A 24,626-nucleotide genomic window follows, 5' to 3' on the forward strand; every position below is an offset into this window, starting at 1 on the left:
CTCGAAGAGCTCACCGGGTCGCGGCGTCGCTAGTATAGTCTGCCAAAATCGAATTGCAAGGGCAGAACTGGTGTGTAAGAATCGTTCTGCTGCGGCAACCGATCATGGCTCGCCAAATTCTCGTCATCGAATACGAACCCCGCTACATTCAGCGAGCCGAGGATGCCCTGGTTGCCACCGACATTACGTCTCACGTCGCCAGGTCGGGCGATGAAGCGGGCAGGCTCATGGCGAGCAACCGCTACGACCTCGTCGTACTCTCGACGATCATACCGAGATTCAGTACTGCCGATCTCGTCAAGTCGGTCAGACAGAACCTCGGACCGTCCGTTCCTATTCTCTTCACCATCAGTGGGTACAGCGGATCCGACCCGAAGACGGACGCGCAGAAGCTCGGTGGGCAGGGCCTGCTGCTCAAGCCCTATACTGTCGACGACTTCTCCCGCAAGCTCAAAGAGATGCTCCCCGACTCCTCGGCTGAGGAAGCGCCGTTCGAGACCGCACCCACGGTTCAGATGTCTTCCGAGGAGCTGTTTGGTGATCTGGTCGACCGGCCCACGCTGAGCAAGGAACCGGACCCCTCAGCGCTGACCGAAAAGGTCCGCAAGGTCTCAGTCGAAGACGTCGACAAACTTCTGGAGGATACGCTCGCCGGAGTGCGAATCCCGACGCTGAGAAAGCGTGCCCCCGCGGCCGAGCCTCCCAAAGAGTCTCCCGCTCCGGCTCCGGCCGATGACGTCGACAAACTTCTCGAAGACACTCTGTCGGGCCTCGAGGGTCGGAAGAAGAAGGGGCCGCCGGAATCGCCGGCTCCGTCTCGGCAGACCGGTCCGGAGCACGACCTCCCTCCGTTTCCCGAAGCCACTGCGGAGCCAGCGAGCTCGGGAGAAGCCGGAGGCCCCGTTTCGTCAGATCCGAACCAGTTCGGCCAGTACAAACTGATCGAGAAAATTGCCACCGGAGGTATGGCGGAAGTCTGGAAGGCGCGGATGCACGGTCTGGAGGGCTTCGAAAAGATCGTTGCGATCAAAAAAATCCTTCCCCATCTCTCGGACAACGAGGAATTCATCGAGATGTTCGTCGATGAAGCCAAGCTCGCAGCTCAGCTGAACCACAACAACATCATCCACATTTACGATCTGGGCAAGCTCGAGGAATCGTGGTTCATCGCGATGGAGTACATCGACGGCTACGACCTGAAGAGCATTCTGAAAATGGCGCGCGAGCGCGTACACCCGCTGCCGGTTCCACTTGCACTTTTCGTTGCGTCGAAGATCTGCTGGGCTCTCGATTACGCTCATCGGAAGAAGGGCTTCGACAACGAAAAACTCGGGCTCGTTCATCGCGACGTCTCCCCTCAGAACGTTCTGATCTCGTCGGAAGGCGACATCAAGTTGTGTGATTTCGGGATCGCGAAGGCGGCGACCAAGGCCTCCCACACTCAGGCGGGAGTCCTCAAGGGAAAGCTGCAGTACATGTCGCCGGAGCAGGCGTGGGGCCGTCAGATCGACCATCGGTCCGATCTTTTTGCGACGGCTGTCGTGCTTTTCGAAATGCTCGCCGGGCGGAAGCTCTTTCAGGGCGACAGCGACATCTCGGTACTCGATCAGGTTCGTGAAGCTCAGGTTCCGGCTCCTTCGATGTACGAGGAGGATGTCACTCCGGAAATCGACGAGATCGTCCTCAAGGGGCTTGAAAAGGATCCGGAGGCCCGGTACCAGACGGCGGGGGAGATGGCGAGGGCCATCGATCAACAACTATTCAACTTCAAACCGGCCCCCACCAACCTCGATCTCGCAGCGTGGATCGACGGGCTCGAGCGATCCGCCAGGGTTCCGACCGAAGAGCGCCCATTGCCGCTCCAGCCGGTCGAGACAAGATCCTCGGCTGAATCCGAGAGCTCCGAGCCGCGTGAAATCGTTACGCCGGCTTCGCTGATCACGCCGGCGCCCGAAAAGGTCGTGACCGAGGCCGCAGCCGAGCCGGAAGAGGTCGTGATCATCGATGAGCCTCCGCGGAAAAGAAGCGCGGTGCCGTGGATCGCGGCCATCCTCCTGATCGGGCTCGCCGGTGCGGTGGGAGCCTGGTACGTGATGGCCCCCTCGCGCGATGCAGGCGAACAGGCGCCGGCCTCCGAGATCGCCGACCGCGGCGATGTCCCCGCGCCGGTCGGTATCGTGCAGCCCACCGAAACGGCCGGAACGATTGCCCTGACCGGGGAAGGTCTCGAAGAGGAAGAGCTCGTCCCCGACGAGCAGGAGCTGGAGCCGGAGCTCGACGCTGCGGATCTGGCGAGGATCGATCAGGAGGTGAGGGATCGGCTCGCGGCGGACCGGCGAGACGCTGAAGAGCGACAGAGACGACAGAGGGAGCAACTCGACCGGGAACGGGAGGCAGCAGCGCGCGCTTCCGAGCCTCCCCGGCGGACGGCACAACCAGATCGGCCGACCCCGACTGCGACTCCTCCCGCGACCACGACCCGCTCCACGCCGCTTCCCGAGGAAGGAGTGCCGGTGAGCACGTCTCCGGAAGAGCCCCGTACGGTGGAGCCCGATCCGCCTCCCCCGACGACGCGGGCCGAAGAGGCGACCCTCGAGGTCAGGACCGGCGACTTCGTTCCTCCCGGAACCCCGGGTCTCGTCGAGCCCGAGCTTCTCAGTCTGGGGAGAAAAGATTATCCGGCGCTTGCGAAGAGGCTTCGGGTCGAGGGAATCGTGATCGTTCGCGCGCTGGTCGCTGAGACTGGTGAAGTGCTCGAGGCCGAAGTGCTGCGAGGCATCAGCCCCAATGTCGGCCTGAACGAGGCAGCCGAAACGATGGTGCGGACGGGAAGGTTCCGTCCCGCAACCAAGGACGGCGTGAAGGTGCGGGCCTACAAGACGGTGACCGTACCCTTCAGACTCTGACTCTGAGGTCAGGGCCGAATATGCCGGGCCGTCGGTCGCGTTTGAGCCGACAGCGTGCGGATGGCGGCGATCCGCGCGGGGTCCTGAGTTATACTTCGACGCTCGGAGCCCGACGGCTCCTCAGGAGAGGTCAAATGCCAATTTTGAGCGATCAGCAGCGCGAGTTCTACGAGAACACGCTGAGGGTGACCCGGGATGAGATTGAAGAGCTCAAAGAGCAGATCGAGGAAGAGCTGTCGAAGGTCAAGGAACGGATCGCGGAGCTGCAGACTGCCATCGCGGCCTCGCGGCAGATGTACGAAGCGGCCTGCAACCGGCTCGGGATTCCGGTCGACCTCGACGAGGACGAAAGATCCGAGGGCTGAGCGCGTCCTGCCGAGGGCATTCGGGACGGGCGGAATCATGTTCTGATTCAACCGATGCTGGTCGGATCGGTATGACATGATTCGGTTCGAAGACATTCTCGAAAAGGTCGAAGCGTACAAACCCGACTTCGATGAGGAGTTTCTGCAGAAGGCCTACGTTTACTCAGCCTTCGCTCACAAGGGGCAGACCAGACGTTCGGGTGAGCCGTATCTGATCCATCCGCTGAATGTGGCCTACATCCTCGCCGAGATGCGGCTCGACGAGGTGTCGATTGCGGTCGGGCTGCTCCACGATGTGCTCGAGGACACGCTGACGACCAAGGAGGAGCTCGCCGCGTTGTTCGGCGAAGAGGTCGCTGAGCTCGTCGACGGTGTCACCAAGATCTCCCGCTATGCCTACGTGTCGAAGGAGGAGCAGCAGGCCGAGACCTTTCGAAAGATGATCCTCGCGATGATCTCGGATTTGCGAGTGATTCTCATCAAGCTCGCCGACCGGCTCCACAACATGCGAACGCTCGATCATCTCCCGGAGGAGAGGCGGGTGAAGATCGCGCAGGAGACCATGGAGATCTACGCTCCAATCGCAAATCGTCTCGGCATGGGGATCGTGAAGTCGGAGCTCGAAGACACGGCGTTCCGTTACCTTTCACCGCGGGAGTACCACGAGATCGAGCAGGCGGTGAAGGAAAAAATGAGGGTCGGCAGCGATCTTGTGGACTCTCGAAAGGAAGAGCTCCAGCGACGACTTTCCGAGGCGGGAATCGATGTCGAGGTGACGGGCCGGCTGAAGACGAACATCTCGATCCATCAGAAGCTCGTGCGCCAGGGGATCTCGATCGCACAGCTTTACGACTATCTCGCGTTCCGGGTCACGACCCCATCGGTGGCCGACTGCTACGCAGCCCTCGGGGTTGTTCACCAGCGATGGCGACCCGTCCCCGGACGGATCAAAGACTACATCGCGATGCCGAAGCCCAATTTCTACCAGTCGCTCCACACGACCGTGGTCGGCCAGGGGGGAACACCGTTCGAGGTCCAGATTCGTACGAGAGAGATGGATCTGATTGCGGAGCAGGGGGTCGCGGCTCACTGGAAGTACAAAGAGGGGCGGATCGGCTCGGACGGAGCAGATACGAGTTTTCTGTGGCTTCGGCAGCTGGTCGAGTGGCAGAGCGACGTCAAGGATCCCCGGACCTTCCTCAACTCCCTCAAAATCGACCTCTATCCTGACGAGGTCTACACGTTCAGTCCCCGGGGCGATGTCTTCGCGTTTCCGCGGGGGGCCACCGTCCTCGACTTCGCCTATCGCATCCACACCGACGTCGGGCATCAGTGCGTGGGTGTCCGGGTGAACGGACGTCTCGTTCCGATCAAAACAGCACTCCAGAACGGGGACATCGTCGAGATCATTACCGGACCCCACCAGAAGCCGAGCCGCGAGTGGTTGAATCTGGTCGTCACGGCGAGGGCAAGGCACAAGATCCGGCACTGGCTCAACACCGAGCAGAAGAAGCACTCCGTCGAGCTGGGACGGAAGCTGCTGGACAAGGAGGCGCGCAGGCACAAGGTGCAGCTGAAAAAGGTGATCGCCGCGGGGCAGCTGGACGAGCTCGCGAAGCGCCAGGGATCAGGGAAGGGAGAAGACCTGCTCGCTGATGTCGGCTACGGAAAGGTGAGTGCCCGCTCGGTGCTCGAATCACTCGCGCCGGAGCGGATGAAGGAACCTCCGCAGGACGACGGGGTGATCCAGCAAGCCGTCAGAAAGCTCTTTCCGTTCGGCTCTGCTGCCATCAAGGTTCGAGGCGCGGACGACATCATGACGTACCTCGCGAAATGCTGCAGCCCGCTGCCCGGCGAGCCGATCGTCGGATACGTGACCCGAGGCCGCGGTGTGGCGGTCCATGGGGTGAATTGTCCGAATGTGGAGAACCTGCTTTTCAACCCGGATCGGGAGATCAAGGTGGAATGGGGAGGGGAAGCCTCGCGAACCCGGTTCGCTGTCGATCTCGAATGCCTGCTGGAGGACCGCCCCGGTGCGCTGGCCCAGGCGCTGGCCGCGCTGGGCGATCTGCAGGTTCATCTGCTGCAGGTCGACGCGAGGACTGGTGAGGGGAGAGGGAGAATCGATCTGAGTGTCGAGATCGGGGACATCCGGCAGCTCGACCGCCTGACCCGCTCGATCCAGTCGATCGACGGAATCGTGACGGTCAGGCGGAAGTACAATCTCCGGCCCGCAATGGCGGCGGAGTAGAGGTCAGCGGGCGGCTTTGGCGACTTTTCCGGAGCGGATACAGCGCGTACAGACACGAATCCTTCGAACCGTGCCGTCGACCACGGCGCGCACCCTCTGCAGGTTGGGGAGCCACCGACGCTTGGTCACGTTGTTCGCGTGACTGACGTTGTTTCCGGAAACTGGTTTTTTGCCGCAGACTTCGCACATTCTTGCCATGAGATTCCTTCGTTATGCGGCCGCAGGATTGGGCGAGCTCGACGGCTGCTCCTCGGGCCGTGGCGTGTGAACATCGCGAGGTTTCAACTTATGCCCGGCTGTTGACACATGGCTGAAAAGAGTGTACTTTCGCCTCGAGTTCTGCCAGTCCAGACTGTGCCACGAGAAGTGAGAGATGGATGGGGTGAAGGGTGTTCTTCTCAAAGAGCAAAAACCTGGTCGGTCTTGATATCGGGTCCTCGGCGATTAAGCTCGTCGAGCTGAAAGAGAAAAAGGCCGGAAATTTCCAGCTCGTCAAAATCGGGTTGGAATCGCTGTCTCCGGAGGCCATCGTCGACGGCTCCATCATGGATTCCTCTCTGGTCGTCGAGACGATCTCCCGTCTGGCGAGCGAGCAGGGGGTAAAGAACCCGAATTTCGCCACCTCCCTGTCGGGTCATTCGGTGATCATCAAGAAGATCACTCTTCCTGCGATGTCTCCGGAGGAGATGGACGAATCGATCCAATGGGAGGCGGAGCAGTACATCCCCTTCGACATCAATGACGTGAGTCTGGATTACGTCCCCCTCGATACCGGGATGGGCGACAACGCGGACGTCATCCTGGTCGCCGTGAAGAAGGACAAGATCGGCGATTACACGTCGGTGATCAGCCAGGCGGGGAAAAACGCGGTTCACGTCGACGTCGACGCATTCGCCACGCAGAACTGCTACGAGTACAACTACGGGGGGACCGGGGCCGGCACCGTCGCCCTCGTCAACATCGGCGCTTCGGTGACCAATGTGAACGTCCTCGTCGGGGGGCAGTCGCAGTTCTGGAGGGACATCACCTTCGGGGGGAACCAGTACACCGACGCCATCCAGAGGGAGCTGAACCTTCCTTTCGAGTCGGCGGACGCTCTGAAGAGAGGTCAGCCGGCCGGTGAGTACACGATCGAGCAGGTGATTCCGGTGCTGAACTCGGTTTCCGAAGACTTTGCGGGCGAGCTTCGGAAGACCCTCGACTTTTTCACGGCAACCTCGGGCAACGCCGGAGTGGACGAAGTGATGCTCTCCGGTGGCGGGGCCTCGGTACTGAACCTGGAGTCGATTCTTTCGGACAAGTTCGCCTTTCCGGTCCACACCCTGAATCCATTCCGGAGTATCCAGGTCAACGAGGGGGATTTCAATCCGGAGTGGCTGTCGGAGGTCGGGCCGAGTATGGCTGTCGCAGTGGGGCTGGCCTTGAGGAAGCTGGGTGACGCATGATCAGGATCAATCTCGTCAGCGAGGGACGCGGTCCGCGGGGTGGCGGTGCAGCATCGGCCGTCGGCGGCGCGATGACCGAGGCCGCTCCGGGCGACCTCAACAACAAGGTGCTCGTCGGCATCGCGCTGGTCGGGCTGATCCTCGCCGGCGCGTACTGGTTCCTCTTCTGGAGCCAGAGGAACCGCCTCGAGAACCAGGCCGTGGAGCTGCGGGCCGAAGCACAGGCTCTCGAGAAGATCATCCGGGAAGTCGAGCAGTTCAAGCAGAGAAAAGCGGACCTCGAGCTTCGGATCAATCTGATCAATGACCTCAAGAAGAACCAGAAGATGCCGGTTCGAGTCATGGATCGTGTCAGCCAGAATCTTCCTGACCTGCTCTGGTTGACCAGCATGCGCGTAACCGGGACGCAGGTGGAAATCGAGGGGCAGGCGCTCAACACTGCTGCCGTTGCGGTGTTCGTCGAGAACATCAAAGGGGATCCTCTCTTCGCTGAACCGAACGTAAGGAGAATCTCGCGGCAGGGCAACACTGAGGTCTACCAGTTCCAGATGGGATTCACATTCTTTCTTCCGCAGCTTCCCGAAGAGGCGGAACAAGGAGAAATCGTGGAGCCGGCGGCGTGACGGGAGGGGTTGAAAAGTGACGGGTCTCGAAGGAAAACCTCTCTACTACGGCCTGCTGGTGGGAGCTCTGATCGCCGGCATGCTCGTGGCGTTGGTGCACTTTTTCCCGGTCGCCACCCTCAAGACCGAGATCCAGACTCTCGAGGACGAGATCGACACCCTCGAAACAAGGATCGCGGAGGGGAGGGCAGCCGAGAGAGAGCTTCCGCAATTTCGGGACGAGGTCGCACGCCTCGAGCTGGAGCTGGAGCGTCTGAAGAAAATTCTTCCCTCCCAGCGCAACACCGAGGAGATCATCAAGAAGGTCAAGGCGCTCGTCGATGAAGGAGACTTCGTCCTCAAGAATCTCAACTTCCCCGAGTTCAACGCGGTCGAGAGCGATATTTACATGGAATGGCCGATCTCGGTCGCGCTCGACGGTCGTTACCATGACCTCGCCATACTCTTCAACAAGCTCGGCAACTTTTCGAGAATCATGAACGTCGAGAACATTCAGATCGACGCTCTCAGCCAGCAGGACGAGCGAACGGTGTCGAGCCAGTTCACGGCGAAGACGTTCGTGCTGATCGAAGAGACCGGGAACGAAGAAGGAACGCCGGGAGGAGAATGACGATGAATCGACTCAGGTTGCTGGCGTTTCTTCTGGCGATCCTTCTGATTCCGGCCGGCCTGGCTCCGGCACAGGAAGCGACATCGGCCGAGCCCGAATCGGAGCAGGAGTCCGCTCCGGAAGACGTTCTTCAGGATCTCGAGAGCATTCTGGAAGAGGATGCGGTCGATACCTATCGTTACGATCCCCAGGGGCGCCGCGATCCTTTCCGATCGCTGATTCGCGGACGTGAGTCGGCCGTTCGAACCGATGTTCCTCCGGGCGTGCCCGGGTTTCTGATCGACGAGATCGACCTCCAGGGCGTGATTCGCTCCCGATCGGGGCTCGTGGCGACGATCAAGGGCCCGGACAATATCGGCTACACGATCCGGCCGGGCGACAAGCTTTACGATGGAGAAGTCCTGAGGATCACGCCGACGGCGGTTTACTTCCGGCAGGAAGTCAATGATCCGACACTGATCGAACGACAGCGGGAGGTCGTCAAGGAACTCGACAACCGGCCCGGAGGACGTGGCTGATGTCTTGGAGGAGCGTGTGATGGTGGAGGTGGGAATGATGAGGATGAAGCTCCAGTACGTTCTCGGTGGAGCCCTGATGCTGGCGGCGTTCGGCTGCTCGTCAGCGGGCGTGACTCCGGATGATCCGTCGAGCCCGGTCAGGGCGAGCGCCGTTTCCGGCGAGTCGGTCGAAAAACCCGTGCTGACGTCGATCAGGTCCGAGCTCGTACCTTCGCCGCGGCTCGTTTTCAATACGACCCAACACCCTTCGTACACTTCCTACAGCCCCCAGGCCGACGTTTTCGTCGTCGACCTCCCCTCGGTGACTCGAGCGGCCGGACTCGAGATCCCCTCGAATCTTCCTCCGATCGTGGCTTCTCTCGCCGCGGAAGAGGTTTTCGAGCTCGGGACCCCGATCACACGGATCACCGTCCGCCTGACCGGCGATCTCGATCCGAGCGTCTCGACCGAAGGAAAAAACCTCGTCATCAGTCTCGGGGAAACCGATCCTGTGGCAATTGCGGATGAGCCTGCCGCGCAGTGGGGAGATGACGAGGGCGTTCGACTTGCCGAGCCCGTCGTGACGAGCGAGGCGCTGCCGACGGCGGAACCGGTCGTACCGATTCTCGACGAGCCGCTCGAGGATTCGAGCGAGCCAGCCATCGCTACCGTCACGGAGCCTCGGCTCGTCATCGTTCCCGACCAGATGGCTTCGAATCTTCTGGGAGTCAAAGTCGAAACCACGAGCGAAGGTCTCGTCGTGAAGCTCCGAACCGATGGACGCGTCGATTACAAAAGTTTCACGCTGCCGGACCCGGCCAGGATCGTGGTCGACCTGAACGGACTGGTCAACCGGTCGGAGCGCTCGGTGATCTCGACGGGTAGCGCCTCAGTTCAGCGGGTTCGGGTAGCGCAATTCAGCAGTGATCCCGATCCGGTCGCGCGCGTCGTGCTCGATCTCAAGGGAGACCATCCGTATACCGTCCGGCAGGCGGCCGAGGGGCTGGAAGTGGTGATGTCCGACGCCGCCCGTCCAGTCCGAACGATGCTTGCAAGCGAGATCGACACGGACCTCCCCGCAACTCGCGTGGCCCCGAAAATGACGGCGGCGGATCTGCCGAGGGAAGCGCCGGAAGATGTCTTCAGAGTGTCGGATGCAGCGGGGGTCGAGCAGGATGCGACTCACCTGGTTTATGCGCCGCAGACGGTCCGCGAACCGGAGCCGCCGCCGCAGGAGCGGCCAATCGACACCAGCGTGATCCGGAGCACCGTCGAGCAGGAACCGGTCGACGACGTGTTCCAGCAGGGCGTCACTCCGGGCGCGACGGTCGAGGGCGGTACGGTTCTCCTGCCGGGAGAGAGCCGGGAAGTCGGCGCGATGGAGCGGATCTTCACCGGCGAGCCGATCGACATCACGTTCACCAACGCGGACCTGATCGACGTGTTGAGACTCTTCAGCGAGATCACCGGGTTGAACATTGCGATCGATCCGGAAGTGCGGGGGACGGTCACGGTCCGGTTCGAAGGAGTTCCGTGGGATCAGGCGCTCGATCTGATTCTCCGGCAGAACGACCTGACCTACACGTACAGCGGCAACGTCATGCGGATCGGAACGATCAACCGCCTGACGGCCGAGGCCGTACGGACACGTGAGCTCGCCGAAGAAGAGCGAAACAACGTGCCTCTCCGGACTGTCATCAAATACCTTTCATATGCACGGGCACCCGACGTCCAGTCGATTCTCAGTGCCCTCAGCACGCCGCGCGGTACGATCATCGTCGACGCGCGTACCAATCAGTTGATTATCTCCGAGGTCCCGGACGTGTTGCAGACGATGTTCGATCTGATCGAGACGATCGATGTGGCAACGCCCCAGGTCATGATCGAAGCGAGAATCGTCGAAACGACGAAGAACTTCGCGCGTCAGCTCGGAATCACCTGGGGCTTCAACGGGACTCTCGACCCGGCACTCGGCACGGGGACTGGCCTCACGTTCCCCAACCGGGTGGATGTCACGGGCGGGCCATTCGACTTCGGAGCTGGCAATCCCGTCCTCGATCTGAGCTTCATGGATGTGCTGGGCACCTTCGATCTCGATGTTCTCCTCACGGCAGCCGAAAGCGAGGGACTGGTCAAGGTGGTCTCGGCGCCGAAGGTCACCACTCAGGACAATCAGGCCGCAGAGATCCAGAGCGGTGTCCAGATTCCCGTGCAGACGCGCGTGAACTTCACCACGACCGTCACCTACATCGACGCGACGCTCAGGCTCTCGGTCACACCGCAGGTCACGGCAGTCGGAACGGTCATCATGGACATTCAGGTTCAGAAGACGGAGCCGGCGCTCGGTCTGACTGTAGTCGGCGGGACGAACTCGCCGCTGATTACCAGACGAGCCCAGACCAAGCTGATGGTGCGTGACGGCGGAACGACCGTGATCGGTGGTATTTACCAGGCCACCGACAACAATGCGCAATCAAGAGTTCCGTTCCTGCACCAGATTCCGGTGCTGGGCAACCTGTTCAAGAACAATGACATCTCTTCGAGGCACGACGAGCTGCTGATCTTCATTACGCCGCGGATCGTGAGGGTACAGTGAGGGTAGGAGCGATGATGAAAAAGCTGACACTGACGGTCGCAGCACTCATGGCACTCGCCGGCTGCGACGACGTGGCCCGGGAATCTTCGCCGGTCGAGCTCGTCGCGACGGTGACGCCGGATGTCGTCCAGCTGGTGGACCTTGCGGACCCCGTTTGCCCGGATCTGGTCACCGTGGTCGTGAACGCGATCGCGAAGAATCCTCTTTCGGAGGAGACTTTTCTCGACGTTCGGCTGACCCGAATGAGGGTTTCGTACAGGCGAACCGATGGCGGAACACTGAGACCCAGCTCGTTCGTCAGAACGATCTCGGGCCTGGTTCCGATCGGGGGTACCGCATCCGTGAATACTCGGGTGTTTCAGGCCGACGCGACAAACGAGGCTCCGTTCGCCGCGCTCATGCCCAGCAACGGTGGGGTCGATCCGGAAACCGGACGGAGAGTCGTGCAGATGGATGTCATTCTCGAGATCTTCGGAGAGACCCTCTCCGGCGAAAATGTAGCAACGAGCGTCAGTTTCCCGGTTGATTTCTGTTTCAACTGCGGCGGGTGCGCTTGAGAGTCGGGTGTGGAAATGACGGGGGAAACAATGGATAGAAGGACAGTCAAGGCAATCGCGGTGCTCATGCTCCTGCTGGTCGCGGCCTGTTCGGGAGATTCGCCGACTGCGCCCCCTCCGGGCGGTGGCGGTCCCGGGGGCGGAGGAGCCCAGGCAGTGACCGTGGCCATCGAGGCTTCGAACGACGATCCGCTCGTCAACTCCACCTCGACGATCATCGCGACAGTGACCCAGAACGGTCAGCCGGCCGTCGACGGTACCGCTGTCGAATTTTCGACGACTCTCGGCATTTTCTCCGAGACCGGGACGGCGACGACCGTCAAGATCACCGATGAAGGGAAGGCAACGGTCACGCTGACCTCGAGCCAACCCGGCTCGGCGACGGTACGGGCCCGCGTCGGGTCTGCAGTCGCCACGACGGGAGTCACCTTCAGGGCTCAGGGAACCGGTCCCCCGCCGACCAATGGAGGCCCGACGATCAACTCCATCTCCCCGACGACGGGAAGTCCCGAAGGCGGCGAGATCATCACGATCAACGGTACCAACTTCCAGGCACCAGTTCGGGTACTCTTCGGCAACCGCGAAGCGACAGTCGTCTCGGTGACCGAGACCGAGATCAGGGTCGTGGCACCGAGGATCGATCTCCCACTCGACACTCAGTTTCAGGAAGTGCAGATCACCGTCATCAGCGGCGTCGGCACGGACGATGAGGCAAGCGTCACCGCCGCACAGAGGTTCCGTTATGAGCGTCAGATTCTGACGCCCAATCTCTTCAGCGTGACTCCTTCGTCCGGTCCGAACGAGGGGAACACCCGCGTGAGCATCATCGGTGAAGGCTTCCAGGCACCGGTTCGCGTATTCTTCGGAACGGGCATCGGAGTGGAAGCAGCGGTTCAGCAGGTCACATTCAACGAGATCATCGTCCTGACGCCTCCTGCGCTCGGTTTGGGAAGCGCGCTGGCGAACAGCGAAGTTCCGATCCGCGTCACGAACGTCGCCTCGAACACCTCGGCGACTTTGTCGCCTGCATTCCGTTACGGACCTGAAATGGTGATCACCGGCATTTCGCCGGGAGTCGGTTCCGGTTCAGGTGGAACGGAAGTCACCATTTTCGGTTGGGGATTCGACGACCCGGTCGCCGTCACGATCGGCGGGATCGGAGCACAGCCGATCAAGGTCTCGGGAACCGAGATCGTCGCGATCACAGGAGCTCCCCTACCGGCATGCGGTGGCACCGTGAGCGGTCCGACCACCGTGACGAATCTCGAAGATGGTAACTCGGCAGAAGGGCCCGAGTTCCAGTTCGTGTTCGTCAACCCCAGCATTACGTCAATTTCGCCCAGCTCGAGCACTGCGGGCGGAACCATCCAGATCACGGTCGCAAACCCCGGCCCCGGCAGCGTGAGGTTCGAGATCGGCGGTCAGACGGTGATCCCCACAGCGGGAGTCCAGATCGGTCCGGACCTCTTCCGATACAGCGTGACCGTTCCGACCAACCTCGACTTCGAGGAGGAGGAGTGTGGCGTCAACGGGACTCGGGAGATTCCGACCGCCTTCGACGTGACCTTCATCAATGTCACGACGACCTGCACCGACAGTCTGCCTGGTGCTCTCACCGTCACGCCTCCCAGCACGGAGTGCGTCGAGCCGCCGGTAGCCGTGGTCAGTCCGACCGCGGTGGCGTACGGCGATGTCGCGGTCGGTGCTTCGGCGGATCGAGTCGTCACGGTGAGCAACGCCGGTGGCGGAACTCTCAGCGTCACTGGAGCCTCGAGCAGCAATCCCGATTACGCGGTGACGGCGGGACCGTTCCCGGCGTCGCTGACGGCGGGTCAATCGGCTGACTACACGATCACGTTCACTCCGGCGGCGGCCGGCGCGTCGACCGGTACGGTGACCTTCCAGACATCCGCGGGAGCCGTGACCGTCACGGTTTCCGGCAACGGAATCTGACGAGCTTTCGGATAGAATCGGGGATGGCCGTCCTTTTGTGGCGGCCATCCCCTTTGTACTTATGGCCAAGGCTGAAGACACTCCCCGAATCCAGGCGCTCCGGGCGAAACTCTCCGCTGACCCGTCTTCGCGCGTTTTCTACCAGCTCGCGGAGGAGCTCCGGAAGCTCGAGCGCTTCGAGGACGCCGAGGAAGTCCTGCGAGGCGGGATCGAGCATCACCCTGAATACCTCTCCGGATTGCTCAGCCTCGGGAGGGTGCTCGTGGGGCAGGGGAAGTTCGCCGAAGGTATCCAGGTGTTCGAAAAGGCTCTCACGAAGGATCCCCACAACGTAGTCACTGCCCGGCTCCTTGCCGACGCTCATTTTGAAGTCGGCTCGAATCTCGAAGCGGTCAAGCGATACAAGCTCGTACGGGCGCTCCATCCGCAGGACGAAGAAGTCCATGAACGGATCGAGATCCTTGAAAAGCGGCTGAAAGAAGATCAACCCACGGCATCCGAGGCGACGGTGCCCGCGGAGCCAGTCGTTGGCGATGCGGATGCCGAAGAAGCGGTCGATGCGTCGGGAACGAGCTCCGATACCGCGGACTCGGAATCCGCCGCGACAGAGGACTCAACGGTCACCATGGGCGATCTCTATGCCAGTCAGGGACACCCCGACGAGGCGCGAGAGACGTACCGGAGCGTTCTGGAGAGACAACCGGCGAACGATCGAGCCGAGGCACGTCTTCAGCGGATGGACCATGAGGATCTGAAGGCGAAGGGAGGTCAGGCGGAACTGGAATCAGGAACGGGGCTGGAAGACTCGGCGAGGCCATCGGCAGGCGAGCCCGCGCGAGACGACGCGCGCACCCAGCGTCTGGAGGAGTGGCTGGCGAAAATGAAAGGACGGGCTGACCAGAGTGTTCGAGGATGAACTTCGGCGGTTGGTGGACAGCGTACCTGGGGCGCTCGCCTCGTCATTGACCGATCTCGACGGAATCCCGGTTGCGTCGACGAATCCGGGTGGTGTGCCTCTCGACCACATCGCCGCGGAGCTGACCAGCGCCTTTCGGAGCGTGCAGGTCACCAACACCGGCATGGATATCGGCGTTCTGGCTCAACTGATGCTCATGACCGAGAAGTACGCCATGTATCTGTCGAGAGTGACGGAGGAGTATTACGTTTTGGTGGTAATGTCCCCGGAAGGAAGTCACGGAAAGGCGAGATTCGAAATGAAAAAAGTCCGGCACGCTCTCGCTGACGAACTGGTGTGATGACGTGGCACTATTGAGCTATCAGGAGATTCTGCAACTTATCGACAAGATCTCGGAAAAGGGGATGACTCTGGTCGAGATCGAGACGGGAGGAGTGCGAATCCGGATCGAGAGAAGCAGTCCGGAGCCGCGCGGTGAGGCCACGATCGCGCCTATGGCAGCCACAGCGACCTCACCGGCGATGGCGGCTCCGATGCCCTCCTCAGGGACGGGTGAGACAGACCAGTCCGCTCAGGAAGCAGGGGATGACGAGTCGTGGCACGTGATTACGTCCCCGATCGTTGGGACATTCTATCGATCCGCCAACCCGGAGTCGGAGCCCCTCGTGAAGCAGGGCGACAGGGTTACCCGAGGCGCCGTTCTCTGTATCATCGAGGCGATGAAGCTGTTCAACGAGATCGAGAGCGACTCCGACGGTGTCATCGAGAAAATCTATCCAGAGAACGGTCAACCGATCGAGTACGGCGAGAAGCTCTTTGCGTTACGGCGCTGAGGACGGCCCTCGGTGATCCAGAAAGTCCTCATTGCAAATCGGGGCGAGATCGCTCTGCGAATCATCCTGGCGTGCAAGGAGATGGGCATTTCCACCGTTGCCGTCCACTCGGAAGCCGATCGCGATTCCCTGCACGTCAAGTATGCGGATGACGATGTCTGTATCGGTCCCGCTCCCTCGCGACAGAGTTACCTGAACATTTCGAGCATCATCGCCGCGGCCGAAATCTCGGGAGCGGACGCGGTCCATCCCGGCTACGGCTTTCTGGCGGAAAACGTTCACTTCGCCGAGATCGTCGGCGAGTGCGGAATGAAGTTCATCGGCCCGTCGCCGAGGGCGATCCAGCTGATGGGGAACAAGGCGAATGCGCGCGACGCCGCCAAGGCGGCGGGGGTGCCCATTCTGCCCGGAAGCGACGGACCGGTTCGAACGTCGGCGGATGCGGTCGAGCTCGCGAGCGCGATCGGTTTTCCCGTGATTCTGAAGGCCTCTGCCGGTGGAGGGGGCCGCGGCATGCGCATCTGCAGATCCAACGAGGAGCTGCTGCGTGCGTTCGAGACCGCCCGCAACGAGGCGGAACGGGCCTTTGGCGATGCAGATGTCTATATGGAGAAGTTTCTGGAACGCCCGAGACACATCGAAATCCAGATCATGGGTGACTCGACCGGACGAATCGTTCATCTGGGTGAACGGGAGTGCTCCATCCAGAGGCGCCACCAGAAGCTGCTGGAAGAGTCCCCCTCGCCGGTCATCGGGCCTGAAATGCGGGAGCGAATGGGGAAGGCCGCGATCGAGCTCGCCCGCGCGGTCGAATACGAGAACGCAGGAACGATCGAATTTCTGTTCGACGGTACCGACTTCTATTTCATGGAGATGAACACCCGTATCCAGGTCGAGCATCCGGTAACCGAGGCGGTCACGGGAATCGATCTGGTCAAGGAGCAGATCCGAGTCGCATCGGGCGAACCGATGGCCATCCCGGAGGAGCTCGAGCTTCGCGGTCATGCGATCGAGTTTCGCATCAATGCGGAAGACCCCGAGACTTTCGGACCGCAGCCAGGGAAGATCACGACGTACCATCCGCCGGGCGGTCCTGGGGTCCGAGTCGATTCCGCGGTCTATCGCGATTACGTGATTCCTCCCCACTATGACTCGATGATCGGAAAGCTCATCGTTCACGGTCGCGACAGGGATGAAGCGATTGCGCGCGGTGTGCGAGCGCTCGAGCTCTTCACGATCGAAGGCGTCAAGACTCTCATTCCTCTGCACCTCAGAATCCTCGCGAACGAGAAGTTCAGGAAGGGCGATTTTTCGACGCGCTTCATGGAGGAGCTCTTTGAGTGAGTCCGCGATGGCCTCCACCTTTTGTATGGATTCGGGCTGCCTGATCCAGCGCGGCACGATGCTCGTCCTTTGACCCTGGAGAGACCTTGTGAGAGTTTATCTCGTAGGATTCATGGGAGCGGGCAAGACAACCGTGGGGAGTGTCCTTGCGGAGCGCATGAAGGTCCCGTTTCTCGATCTGGACGAGCTCGTCGAGGGAGCCGAAAAGATGTCGATACGCGACATCTTTGCGGAACAGGGAGAGCCGTATTTCCGGAAGCGTGAGAGCGACATCCTCGCACTCACCGCGCACCTCGAGTCCGCTGTCATCGCGACCGGCGGCGGTACCTACACCTTCCGTGAGAATGTCGCTCTGATCGACCGCGTCGGAATCAGCGTCTACCTTTCGCTTCCTTATTCGATCCTGAGGGAACGGATCAGCCGTTCTTCGGCAGAGCGGCCGATGTTCACCGATGAAATGGCGCTCCACCGCCTCTTCAACAGCAGGATCGAGCACTATCGCCAGGCATCGCTCGCGATCGAGGTGAGGGAAGAGGAAACGCCGAGAGAGGTCGCGGATCGCATTCTGAACAGACTCAGGCGGTCAGGAGAGCACAACCCCGGGGATTTCGGAGAATCCTTTCTTTGAGAACGCTGGTGATCAGCGACGTTCATGCGAATCTGGAGGCGCTGGAGGCGGTCCTGCGCACGGTTCAGAGAAAGGGAGTCGCCCGCATCATCAGTCTGGGGGACGTCGTCGGTTACGGCGCGAACCCGAACCAGGTGCTCGACACGTTGCAGCGTCAGCGAAGAACCAAGATCTACGTGCGGGGAAATCATGACCGCGTGGCCTCGGGGGAGGGAGAGCCTGACGAGTTCAATCCTGCGGCCAGGCAAGCGATACTCTGGAGTCGTGAGAAGCTCAGCCGCGACGGACGGAACCGGCTGCGCAATTTCGTCGTCGGTCCCGTCGATCTCGGTGATGGCACTCTGCTCTGTCATGGAACTCCGGACGACGAGGACGAGTACCTTCTCAGCGAGGTTCAGGCGATGCGGATCTTTTCGGCCTATCCACACAAGCTCGTCCTTTTCGGCCACACGCATCTTCCCTCGATCTTTCGACTCGATCAGCGTGGAGACATCTCGGGGGAGTTGGCGGAAGCCGGGATGACGCTGAGAATGGAGCCGGGCATTCGTTACCTAGTCAATCCCGGTTCAGTCGGACAGCCGCGCGACCGAGACACCCGGGCGGCTTTCGGACTTTGGAATTCGAAACGATCGACCTTCCGATTCATGCGTGCCGACTATGACATCGCAGGGGCCATCGACGCGATCTGTTGTGCCGGGCTCCCCGAGATTCTGGGCCGCCGGCTGCGGTCGGGGTTCTGACCTCGATCGTGGACACGGCTGTCACCGGATGAGGTCGAACAGGAGTGCCCCGAGCTTCTGTAGGACGCTAAGCGGCATGAAATCAGCGCTTTAAAGCGGACGGCATGCTGGCATTCACACCGCAATATCTCCAGCACCGGTGGAGGCTCAAATGAAACGTCTTACTCTGGTTCTGCTCGCGCTCACATCCCCTCTCTGGGCTGATGACGATCGCCATCAGTCCTTCATCGCTTACGACGTGGGTGGGACGATTGTCAGCGGGGAGGATGGACGTGACATCGAAGTCGGTGTCAATACGCCCCTGTTTTCCGGAGACCGCCTCGCCACCTCCGCTCGGGGGAGAGTCGAAGTGAGGCTTTCGGACGGCAACGTTCTGGCCGTGGACCGCGATACCGTGGTCGACCTCGTGTCGGTGCTCGGCGACTACGAGATGGAGAGCGACGAGACGATCATCGGGCTGACTTTCGGCAAGGTTCTCCTTCACCAGACCGGCCGACGATCGGAGCCGGTGAGGCTCGATACGCGATTCGCGACGTATCGACTCGATGACTCCGGCATTCTTGCGGTCGAGACTTCGGATCGGGGCGATTCCGTTGCCGTAATCGGAGGGATCGTTAATCTGAGTCTTCCGACCGGGCGTTATCAGGTTCGCACGGGGGAGCGGATCAGGGTGGATGAACGGGGAATCTACGATGAGGCGGGGCTCGCGCGCGACGGCATGGACGATTTTGAGCGGTGGTACATGCGTCGGAACGATGATGGTCGACGCTCCTCGCGATATCTCGGCGACCGTCTGGCCTATGCGGATCCCCTTCTCGATGCGTATGGACGCTGGGTGTACGTCCACGAGTACAGCAACTGGGTGTGGCGGCCGACGGTGTCGGTCGGATGGCGGCCGTATTACAGCGGATACTGGCACCGCGGGCGACGAGGTGGGCTGGTCTGGGTATCGTCCGAGCCCTGGGGCTGGGTGCCGTATCACTACGGGTCGTGGGCCCACAGCCCGCTCTACGGTTGGGTCTGGATCCCGGGCAACCGCTATTCGCACGCCTGGGTTTACTGGCTGTGGGGACCGAGCTACGTCGGTTGGGCACCGAGGGGCTACTACGACTGTTTCCAGCCATATTTCGGCTGGGCATTCAACCGCGGTCGGAGGATTTCGGTCGGTATCGGATTTGACGTCTGGGGTCGCGTTCACGTCTCCGATGGGGATCTGAATCAGTGGACTCTGGTACGACCGGATCATCTGGTGTCGACGCGAGTCGATCGCGCTGCATTGACGACCGATGCGATTCGTGAGCGTCTGCAGCGGGATGGGAGGGGCGCCACGTTCACCGGTGGCAACCCGCGACTCGGTGAAGAAGACTTGAGGAATCCGGCCGAGGCGGTCGAGCGGATCGCTCGTCGCACGGTTGGAGGGGGTACCGGCACTGTCGGATCGGGGCCCACGTCGGATGTAACTCGGTTTTTCCGGCGTGACCCCGATCTGCCAGAATCCGATCGGGACCGGATCGCGCGAGCGTTGGATCGAGCGACGCCGCGAGCGAGCGACTCGCCGCGAACCGCCGGCGAGACCGCGACGACTCCGTCATCCGGAGGGGTGAGAGGTCCTTCGATTCAGCGGCGCGTACCCTCCGGGTCCGGGGAAACATCGGATCGGATCACGCGGACGCCGGCTCGAAACGTGTCGGGAAGTGTCGACGAATCGAGGCGAGGAGCCATCTCGCGACCGGCGCCTGAGCGACCGGCGCCCGTGACACCTGAGCGTCCGGCGATCGTGACGCCCGAGCGTCCGGCGACCGTGACGCCAGAGCGTCCGACTCGCCAGCGGGTGACGGAACCGGACAGTCGTTCCAACGCGGGCGAAACTCCCAGACAGCTGGCGGTTCCGCGCCGGGTGATCGATTCGATCGAGTCGGCGCGGGAGTCGCGCCGTCGTGCAACGCGGTCGTCCGAGGGTTCCGATCAGACCACTCGAAGGGCTCCGGCATCGGACGACTGGCGACGAAGGCCCGCCGCGAGCAGTCCCGAGGCGGATCGGACGCCGGCGAGAACGAGGACCCCGGATCGGACGCCGGTGCGAACGAGGACCCCGGATCGAGCTCCGGTGCGTGCTACTCCGGATCGGACACCGGTCCGAACGACGACCCCGGATCGGACACCGGTACGTACGACGAGTCCGGACCGTTCGACCAGGACGAGCGCGCCGCGAGCGACGAGTCCGACGCGGAGCCGAAGCGTGTCGAGGCCAGAGCGGAGCTCGTCGTCATCGACTCGGAGCTCGTCGTCATCGACTCGGAGCTCGTCGTCATCGACTCGGAGCTCATCCTCAGGGGATAGATCATCGAGCTCGACTCGATCCTCTTCCTCCTCGAAATCCTCGAGCTCTTCGTCGGGCAGAGTGTCGCGGAGATCCAAACCGGACGATCGCTGAGGGAGCGTTCGCGAGTTGTGGCCGTAGTCTAGAATGGGATCGTGGCCCTTCGGCTTCTGCTCATCGTCTACCTCTTCGAGGCCGGACTCTTTTTCCTCATTGCACCGTGGACGCGGTTCTGGTCGGTCACGCCTCTGCTGAACGCTGTGTGGTGGATCGAGGGTCTCAGCTCGAGCCCCATCCTTCGGGGAGTGGTATCGGGGTTCGGCTTTCTCCATTTCGTATTCGCAGCGCGGGAGATCATCCTGATCCTGGCCGGTCGGGATGCGATCGGCCGGACCCGCAGGCGGACCTCCTGACGATGGAGACGATTCTTCTGGCGGAAGACCGCGCGTCGCTCGCCGAGATGCTTCGCGAGGCTTTTGCGGAAGAGGGGTGGTCGGTCGATCATGCGAGCGGAGGATCGAGTGCGATTCGACGGATTGAGTCGGGTCGTCGCTACTCGGTGGTTCTGACCGATCTCCGGATGCCGGGAGCCGACGGACTGGAGGTTCTGGAAGCGGTCAAGGGGGCCGATCCTCTCTGTCCGGTCGTGGTGATGACCGGATTCGGCACGGTGGAGAGCGCCGTGGAAGCGATGAAGCTCGGTGCGTTCGAGTTTCTTCAGAAGCCGGTGGATCTGGACCATCTGATTCTCCTGATCCGACGGTGCATCGAGCATCGCAAGCTCTCGCGGGAAAACATCCTGCTCCGCGAAGAGGTCGGAACGCGGAAGGGAATGCCGACGATCGTCGGGGAGTCTCCCGCAATCCGGGAGGCTTTGGATCGCGCCCGAAAAATGGCGGCGAGCGATGCGACCGTTCTGCTACGAGGCGAAACGGGAACCGGCAAGGAGCTTTTTGCGCGCGCGATCCATGCATTGTCGGCGCGTGCAGACGAGCCGTTCGTGGCGATCAACTGCGCGGCGATCCCCGAGACCCTGATCGAGAATGAGCTGTTCGGACACGAGAAAGGCGCGTATACCGGAGCGGCCTCCAGGCAGATGGGGAAGTTCGAGCTCGCTCATCGAGGGACCATCTTCCTCGATGAGATCGGAGATCTCGGGCCTCCCGTGCAGGCCAAGATCCTCAGGGTGCTCGAGGAGAGGGCATTCGAGCGCGTCGGCGGTACGCGGAGAATCGAGGTCGATGTCAGAATCGTCTGCGCCACCAACGCTGATCTGGAGTCGGCCGTCGAGGAGGGGAGGTTTCGCCGCGACCTCTTTTACAGGATCAACGTCATTTCCCTCGAGATACCCCCGTTGCGGGAGCGAGGGGGGGACGTCATTCAGATCGCACGGCACTTCATCGAAAACCGGACTCGGACCGGTGTCCGAAAGCCCCTGACGCTTGCCGAGAGTGCCGGTGAGGCAATCAAACGGTATCGCTGGCCAGGCAACATCCGTGAGCTCCAGAACCGGCTCGAGCGCGCCCTCATCCTCGCCGAAGGAACTGAGATCACCGCGGAAGATCTCGGGCTCGATCTCGCGGATGGGGATCGGGCTCGAAGCCTTACGGAGATCGCTTCGATGGACCTCCCTCTGCCGGACCGTGTCGCACGCGCGGCCGAGCAGGTGGAGCGACTTGCAATCGAGGAGACGTTGAAGCGAAACGAGGACCGGAAGGCCGCTGCGGAAACTCTCGGAATTGCCTACCGCACGCTCCTCGCGAGAATCAGGGACTACGGCCTCGACTGACGGCTCAGTCGCGCCAGAGTCTCTCGGCCGCCGATGCTCTGAGATAGAAGGGACCGACCTGGAGCATCTTGCCTGAGCCAGCAGAACTCCGCCGAAGTGCCCGAACCGCCAGAATCGTTTCGTTCGGATGATCCGGGCTATTCATCTGAATGAACAGAGGGACGCCTCGGATCTGGTCGGCGAGCGGAGCCGCCTGGTTGGAGATCGCGCCCAGGATCTCGCGCTGGAGAACACGAAGCTGGGAGTTTTCGGGAATCGTCGTGGAGATCCAGACGTCGATCCAGGCTTTCTCGCTGAGCCGGATCCGGTGCCGCTCGGCCGGGAGCCGGTTGATGCGACCCGCCACGGGACGCTCGACTGTCAGCTTCTGCAGGTTCGGAATCAACTCCCCCGACTCGTTCGCCATGCCGCGAACGACGTGCCGAAACCCGTCGAGCGGCATCAACGCATAGAGTCGTGCGATCGGCTTGATCAGAATCACGTTCTTCGAGCCCCTTTTCGAATAGCCGTCGAGCCAGGCCGAGTCGAAATGAACGCCCTGCGGGAAGACTGTCAGCCGCGCTTTTCCCAGTTTGTCGAGGATCTGTGAGTCCCCGATCGGGCGGATGTCCAGCTCGAGGGCGTAGTCCCGAATTGCGCCTGAGGACGAGGGCTGGGACGTGGCCGGCAGAGCGACGAACAACGCCGCGAGGATCAACGGCAGAAGGAGCAGTACGGTGCCCGTGGCGCGTTCAGATCTCATCGAGTACTTGTGGAAACTTCCAGCGAGCCTCGCGGATTTCCTCCTCGATGATCTCCCGCTCCGGTTTGTCGGCGAGTTGTGGGACTTCCCAGTTCGCCATCCACATCGGATTGAGGTACGGCAATACGGCGATGTGCTCGATCCGGTAAGGGAGCCCCCGCTTTTCGAATTGCTCGTTGAGATGGCGAACGACGTCTTTCGAGGTGGGGATCGGATCGCTCATCGCCTTTGCCGGGTGCGAAATCACAGCCAGGGGCCCGAGCCAGGCGAGATCCTGTCGCCTCCGCTCGATGATCGTGCGTGGCGCGGTCGCGGGGTTGAGCGGCGAAGCCGCGGAACCCCGGGTCGTGAAAGGGAAAAGAAAACAGCCCCGGAGAAGCGACAGATCGCTGTGGGTGGGCGAGATATGTTTCCAGCCGCCGGGTGTCGGGTCAGGATGTCCGACGTGTCCGACCCGGACCCCGACCCCCGATCCCCCCTCCGCCGGCCAGGTGGGATCACGGATTGCAGACTCTCCGGTCGATGGAGGTGCACCGATGAAGAAGCTGCTCTCAGGCGCTTTCGGCGCCGTTCTGATGTTCTGGTCCTCGACCGCCTCGGCGCTCGACACCGAGGAGATCCTTGCAACGGTCGCCATGCCGCTGGCGGTTGCGGCGGTGGCGGATTTGACCGACATCGACACGGAGGATCTGCTGACGCTGGTTTATGCACTGAATGACGCGAATGTCGCTCCGACGAAGTTCGTGGAGATCATCCGATACGTCCCGGTGGTCCTGCTGGATCCCGAGGCGGCTCCGGATTTCATCGCGTTCGTGGAGACGGAATCGAGGCGAAGCTCCGACGGAGATGCGCTGGCAACGGTGCTCGGGAATCGTCTCGTGGAATCCGGAGCAACGACGATCCGGGTCGAAGCTCCCGAACCAATCCGGTCGAGGGCGATCCTTCCTCCCGTCGTGGTCGATCGAGCTCATCCGCATGGAGGGCCTCCCGGGCAGGTGAAGAAACAGATCGGTGTCCAGACCGGGGCCGAAGTCGTCCACGGCGAACATCCGTCGAACCGGGCTCGGCCGGTGAACGCTGAAGACAAACCAGTCCCTCCGGGCAAAGCGAGGGACCAGAACGCCGGCCGGGATCGAGACGACGGGAATCCCGGAAAAGAGAGGGCGAACAAGGCCCGCGACCACAATCCAGGTAAAGGCAAAGCTAAGGGAAAGAAGAAGGACGGAAACCGATGAGAACGCTCGCGATTCTTCTGATTCTGGCAATTCCCGTCGCCGTGGGATGCAGCGATGACGCCGCGACGGAATCGGCTCAGGCTTCGGCGGACGCCTACACACCCGAACAGCTCGCCGAGATCGGCTCGGCAGTCGAGGCTGATCCCGCTTCAGCGGAATCGATCCTCGCGGACGCCGGGCTGACCCCGGAGGAATTCGAGCAGGAGGTGAGAAGGGTCACCGAGGATCCGGATCTCTCGAGACGTTACGCGAGCGCCTATCACGCCGCGAAGTAGC

General features: G+C 61.7%; 24 protein-coding genes. 21 read left to right on the forward strand and 3 right to left on the reverse strand.

The window, feature by feature from the left end:
* The first annotated feature begins 104 nt into the window (after positions 1-104).
* From KY459_10820 to KY459_10830, 3 genes are all read left to right on the forward strand, one after another.
* Complete coding sequence (locus KY459_10820; GenBank protein ID MBW3565207.1) at positions 105-2,906, forward strand: TonB family protein; 2,802 nt, start codon at positions 105-107, stop codon at positions 2,904-2,906.
* 134 nt (positions 2,907-3,040) lie between these two features.
* Positions 3,041-3,271 carry a hypothetical protein gene (locus tag KY459_10825; protein MBW3565208.1) on the forward strand — a complete coding sequence of 77 codons (231 nt, stop codon included), beginning with the start codon at positions 3,041-3,043 and terminating at the stop codon, positions 3,269-3,271.
* Between the two features lie 76 nt (positions 3,272-3,347).
* Positions 3,348-5,522: a bifunctional (p)ppGpp synthetase/guanosine-3',5'-bis(diphosphate) 3'-pyrophosphohydrolase gene (locus KY459_10830; protein MBW3565209.1), complete on the forward strand. Its 2,175-nt coding sequence runs from the start codon at positions 3,348-3,350 to the stop codon at positions 5,520-5,522.
* Between the two features lie 3 nt (positions 5,523-5,525).
* Here the strand turns inward: KY459_10830 and rpmB are convergent, their stop codons facing one another.
* Entirely contained in the window at positions 5,526-5,720 is a 195-nt protein-coding gene (gene rpmB, locus KY459_10835) for a 50S ribosomal protein L28 (protein MBW3565210.1), read from the reverse strand.
* A gap of 191 nt (positions 5,721-5,911) precedes the next feature.
* Between rpmB and KY459_10840 the strand changes: the two genes are divergently transcribed.
* The 16 genes from KY459_10840 (at position 5,912) to KY459_10915 (ending at position 22,373) form a co-directional block, all read left to right on the forward strand.
* Positions 5,912-6,967 (forward strand): pilus assembly protein PilM, encoded by a 1,056-nt coding sequence (locus KY459_10840; protein ID MBW3565211.1) that lies wholly within the window; start codon positions 5,912-5,914, stop codon positions 6,965-6,967.
* Positions 6,964-7,590 carry a PilN domain-containing protein gene (locus KY459_10845; protein ID MBW3565212.1) on the forward strand — a complete coding sequence of 209 codons (627 nt, stop codon included), beginning with the start codon at positions 6,964-6,966 and terminating at the stop codon, positions 7,588-7,590. The genes KY459_10840 and KY459_10845 overlap by 4 nt, the downstream gene beginning before the upstream one ends.
* 16 nt (positions 7,591-7,606) lie before the next feature.
* Positions 7,607-8,200 (forward strand): type 4a pilus biogenesis protein PilO, encoded by a 594-nt coding sequence (locus tag KY459_10850; protein MBW3565213.1) that lies wholly within the window; start codon positions 7,607-7,609, stop codon positions 8,198-8,200.
* A gap of 2 nt (positions 8,201-8,202) precedes the next feature.
* Entirely contained in the window at positions 8,203-8,718 is a 516-nt protein-coding gene (locus tag KY459_10855; protein MBW3565214.1) for a pilus assembly protein PilP, read from the forward strand.
* On the forward strand, positions 8,711-11,293 hold the full coding sequence (gene pilQ, locus KY459_10860) for a type IV pilus secretin PilQ (GenBank protein ID MBW3565215.1): 2,583 nt from the start codon (positions 8,711-8,713) through the stop codon (positions 11,291-11,293). The genes KY459_10855 and pilQ overlap by 8 nt, the downstream gene beginning before the upstream one ends.
* 14 nt (positions 11,294-11,307) lie before the next feature.
* Positions 11,308-11,850, forward strand: a complete 543-nt coding sequence (locus tag KY459_10865; GenBank protein MBW3565216.1) for a hypothetical protein — start codon at positions 11,308-11,310, stop codon at positions 11,848-11,850.
* A 30-nt stretch (positions 11,851-11,880) separates the two neighbouring features.
* The gene (locus KY459_10870; GenBank protein MBW3565217.1) at positions 11,881-13,803 is read left to right on the forward strand and encodes an IPT/TIG domain-containing protein; all 1,923 of its coding nucleotides are present in this window, start codon (positions 11,881-11,883) and stop codon (positions 13,801-13,803) included.
* Between the two features lie 61 nt (positions 13,804-13,864).
* The gene (locus tag KY459_10875; protein MBW3565218.1) at positions 13,865-14,719 is read left to right on the forward strand and encodes a tetratricopeptide repeat protein; all 855 of its coding nucleotides are present in this window, start codon (positions 13,865-13,867) and stop codon (positions 14,717-14,719) included.
* A 13-nt stretch (positions 14,720-14,732) separates the two neighbouring features.
* Positions 14,733-15,059, forward strand: a complete 327-nt coding sequence (locus KY459_10880; protein ID MBW3565219.1) for a roadblock/LC7 domain-containing protein — start codon at positions 14,733-14,735, stop codon at positions 15,057-15,059.
* 4 nt (positions 15,060-15,063) lie between these two features.
* On the forward strand, positions 15,064-15,552 hold the full coding sequence (accB, locus tag KY459_10885) for an acetyl-CoA carboxylase biotin carboxyl carrier protein (protein ID MBW3565220.1): 489 nt from the start codon (positions 15,064-15,066) through the stop codon (positions 15,550-15,552).
* Between the two features lie 12 nt (positions 15,553-15,564).
* Positions 15,565-16,896, forward strand: a complete 1,332-nt coding sequence (gene accC, locus KY459_10890) for an acetyl-CoA carboxylase biotin carboxylase subunit (GenBank protein MBW3565221.1) — start codon at positions 15,565-15,567, stop codon at positions 16,894-16,896.
* 88 nt (positions 16,897-16,984) lie between these two features.
* Positions 16,985-17,524: a shikimate kinase gene (locus KY459_10895; protein MBW3565222.1), complete on the forward strand. Its 540-nt coding sequence runs from the start codon at positions 16,985-16,987 to the stop codon at positions 17,522-17,524.
* Positions 17,521-18,264: a metallophosphatase family protein gene (locus tag KY459_10900; protein ID MBW3565223.1), complete on the forward strand. Its 744-nt coding sequence runs from the start codon at positions 17,521-17,523 to the stop codon at positions 18,262-18,264. The genes KY459_10895 and KY459_10900 overlap by 4 nt, the downstream gene beginning before the upstream one ends.
* A gap of 151 nt (positions 18,265-18,415) precedes the next feature.
* Entirely contained in the window at positions 18,416-20,698 is a 2,283-nt protein-coding gene (locus KY459_10905) for a FecR domain-containing protein (protein ID MBW3565224.1), read from the forward strand.
* A 41-nt stretch (positions 20,699-20,739) separates the two neighbouring features.
* Entirely contained in the window at positions 20,740-20,997 is a 258-nt protein-coding gene (locus tag KY459_10910; GenBank protein ID MBW3565225.1) for a hypothetical protein, read from the forward strand.
* A gap of 2 nt (positions 20,998-20,999) precedes the next feature.
* A complete protein-coding gene (locus KY459_10915) occupies positions 21,000-22,373 on the forward strand; it encodes a sigma-54 dependent transcriptional regulator (GenBank protein MBW3565226.1) in 1,374 nt (457 codons plus the stop codon).
* 4 nt (positions 22,374-22,377) lie between these two features.
* Here the strand turns inward: KY459_10915 and KY459_10920 are convergent, their stop codons facing one another.
* Complete coding sequence (locus KY459_10920) at positions 22,378-23,115, reverse strand: hypothetical protein (GenBank protein ID MBW3565227.1); 738 nt, start codon at positions 23,113-23,115, stop codon at positions 22,378-22,380.
* A complete protein-coding gene (locus KY459_10925; GenBank protein ID MBW3565228.1) occupies positions 23,105-23,338 on the reverse strand; it encodes a hypothetical protein in 234 nt (77 codons plus the stop codon). Before KY459_10925 ends, KY459_10920 begins: the two co-directional genes overlap by 11 nt.
* A 313-nt stretch (positions 23,339-23,651) precedes the next feature.
* On the opposite strand from KY459_10925, the gene KY459_10930 reads away from it, so the two are divergent.
* Together KY459_10930 and KY459_10935 are read left to right on the forward strand one after the other, a co-directional pair.
* On the forward strand, positions 23,652-24,350 hold the full coding sequence (locus KY459_10930; GenBank protein MBW3565229.1) for a hypothetical protein: 699 nt from the start codon (positions 23,652-23,654) through the stop codon (positions 24,348-24,350).
* Positions 24,347-24,625: a hypothetical protein gene (locus KY459_10935; GenBank protein MBW3565230.1), complete on the forward strand. Its 279-nt coding sequence runs from the start codon at positions 24,347-24,349 to the stop codon at positions 24,623-24,625. The genes KY459_10930 and KY459_10935 overlap by 4 nt, the downstream gene beginning before the upstream one ends.
* Position 24,626 lies beyond the last annotated feature (1 nt).

This window comes from Acidobacteriota bacterium (assembly GCA_019347945.1).
In the GTDB taxonomy this organism is placed as follows: domain Bacteria; phylum Acidobacteriota; class Thermoanaerobaculia; order Gp7-AA8; family JAHWKK01; genus JAHWKK01.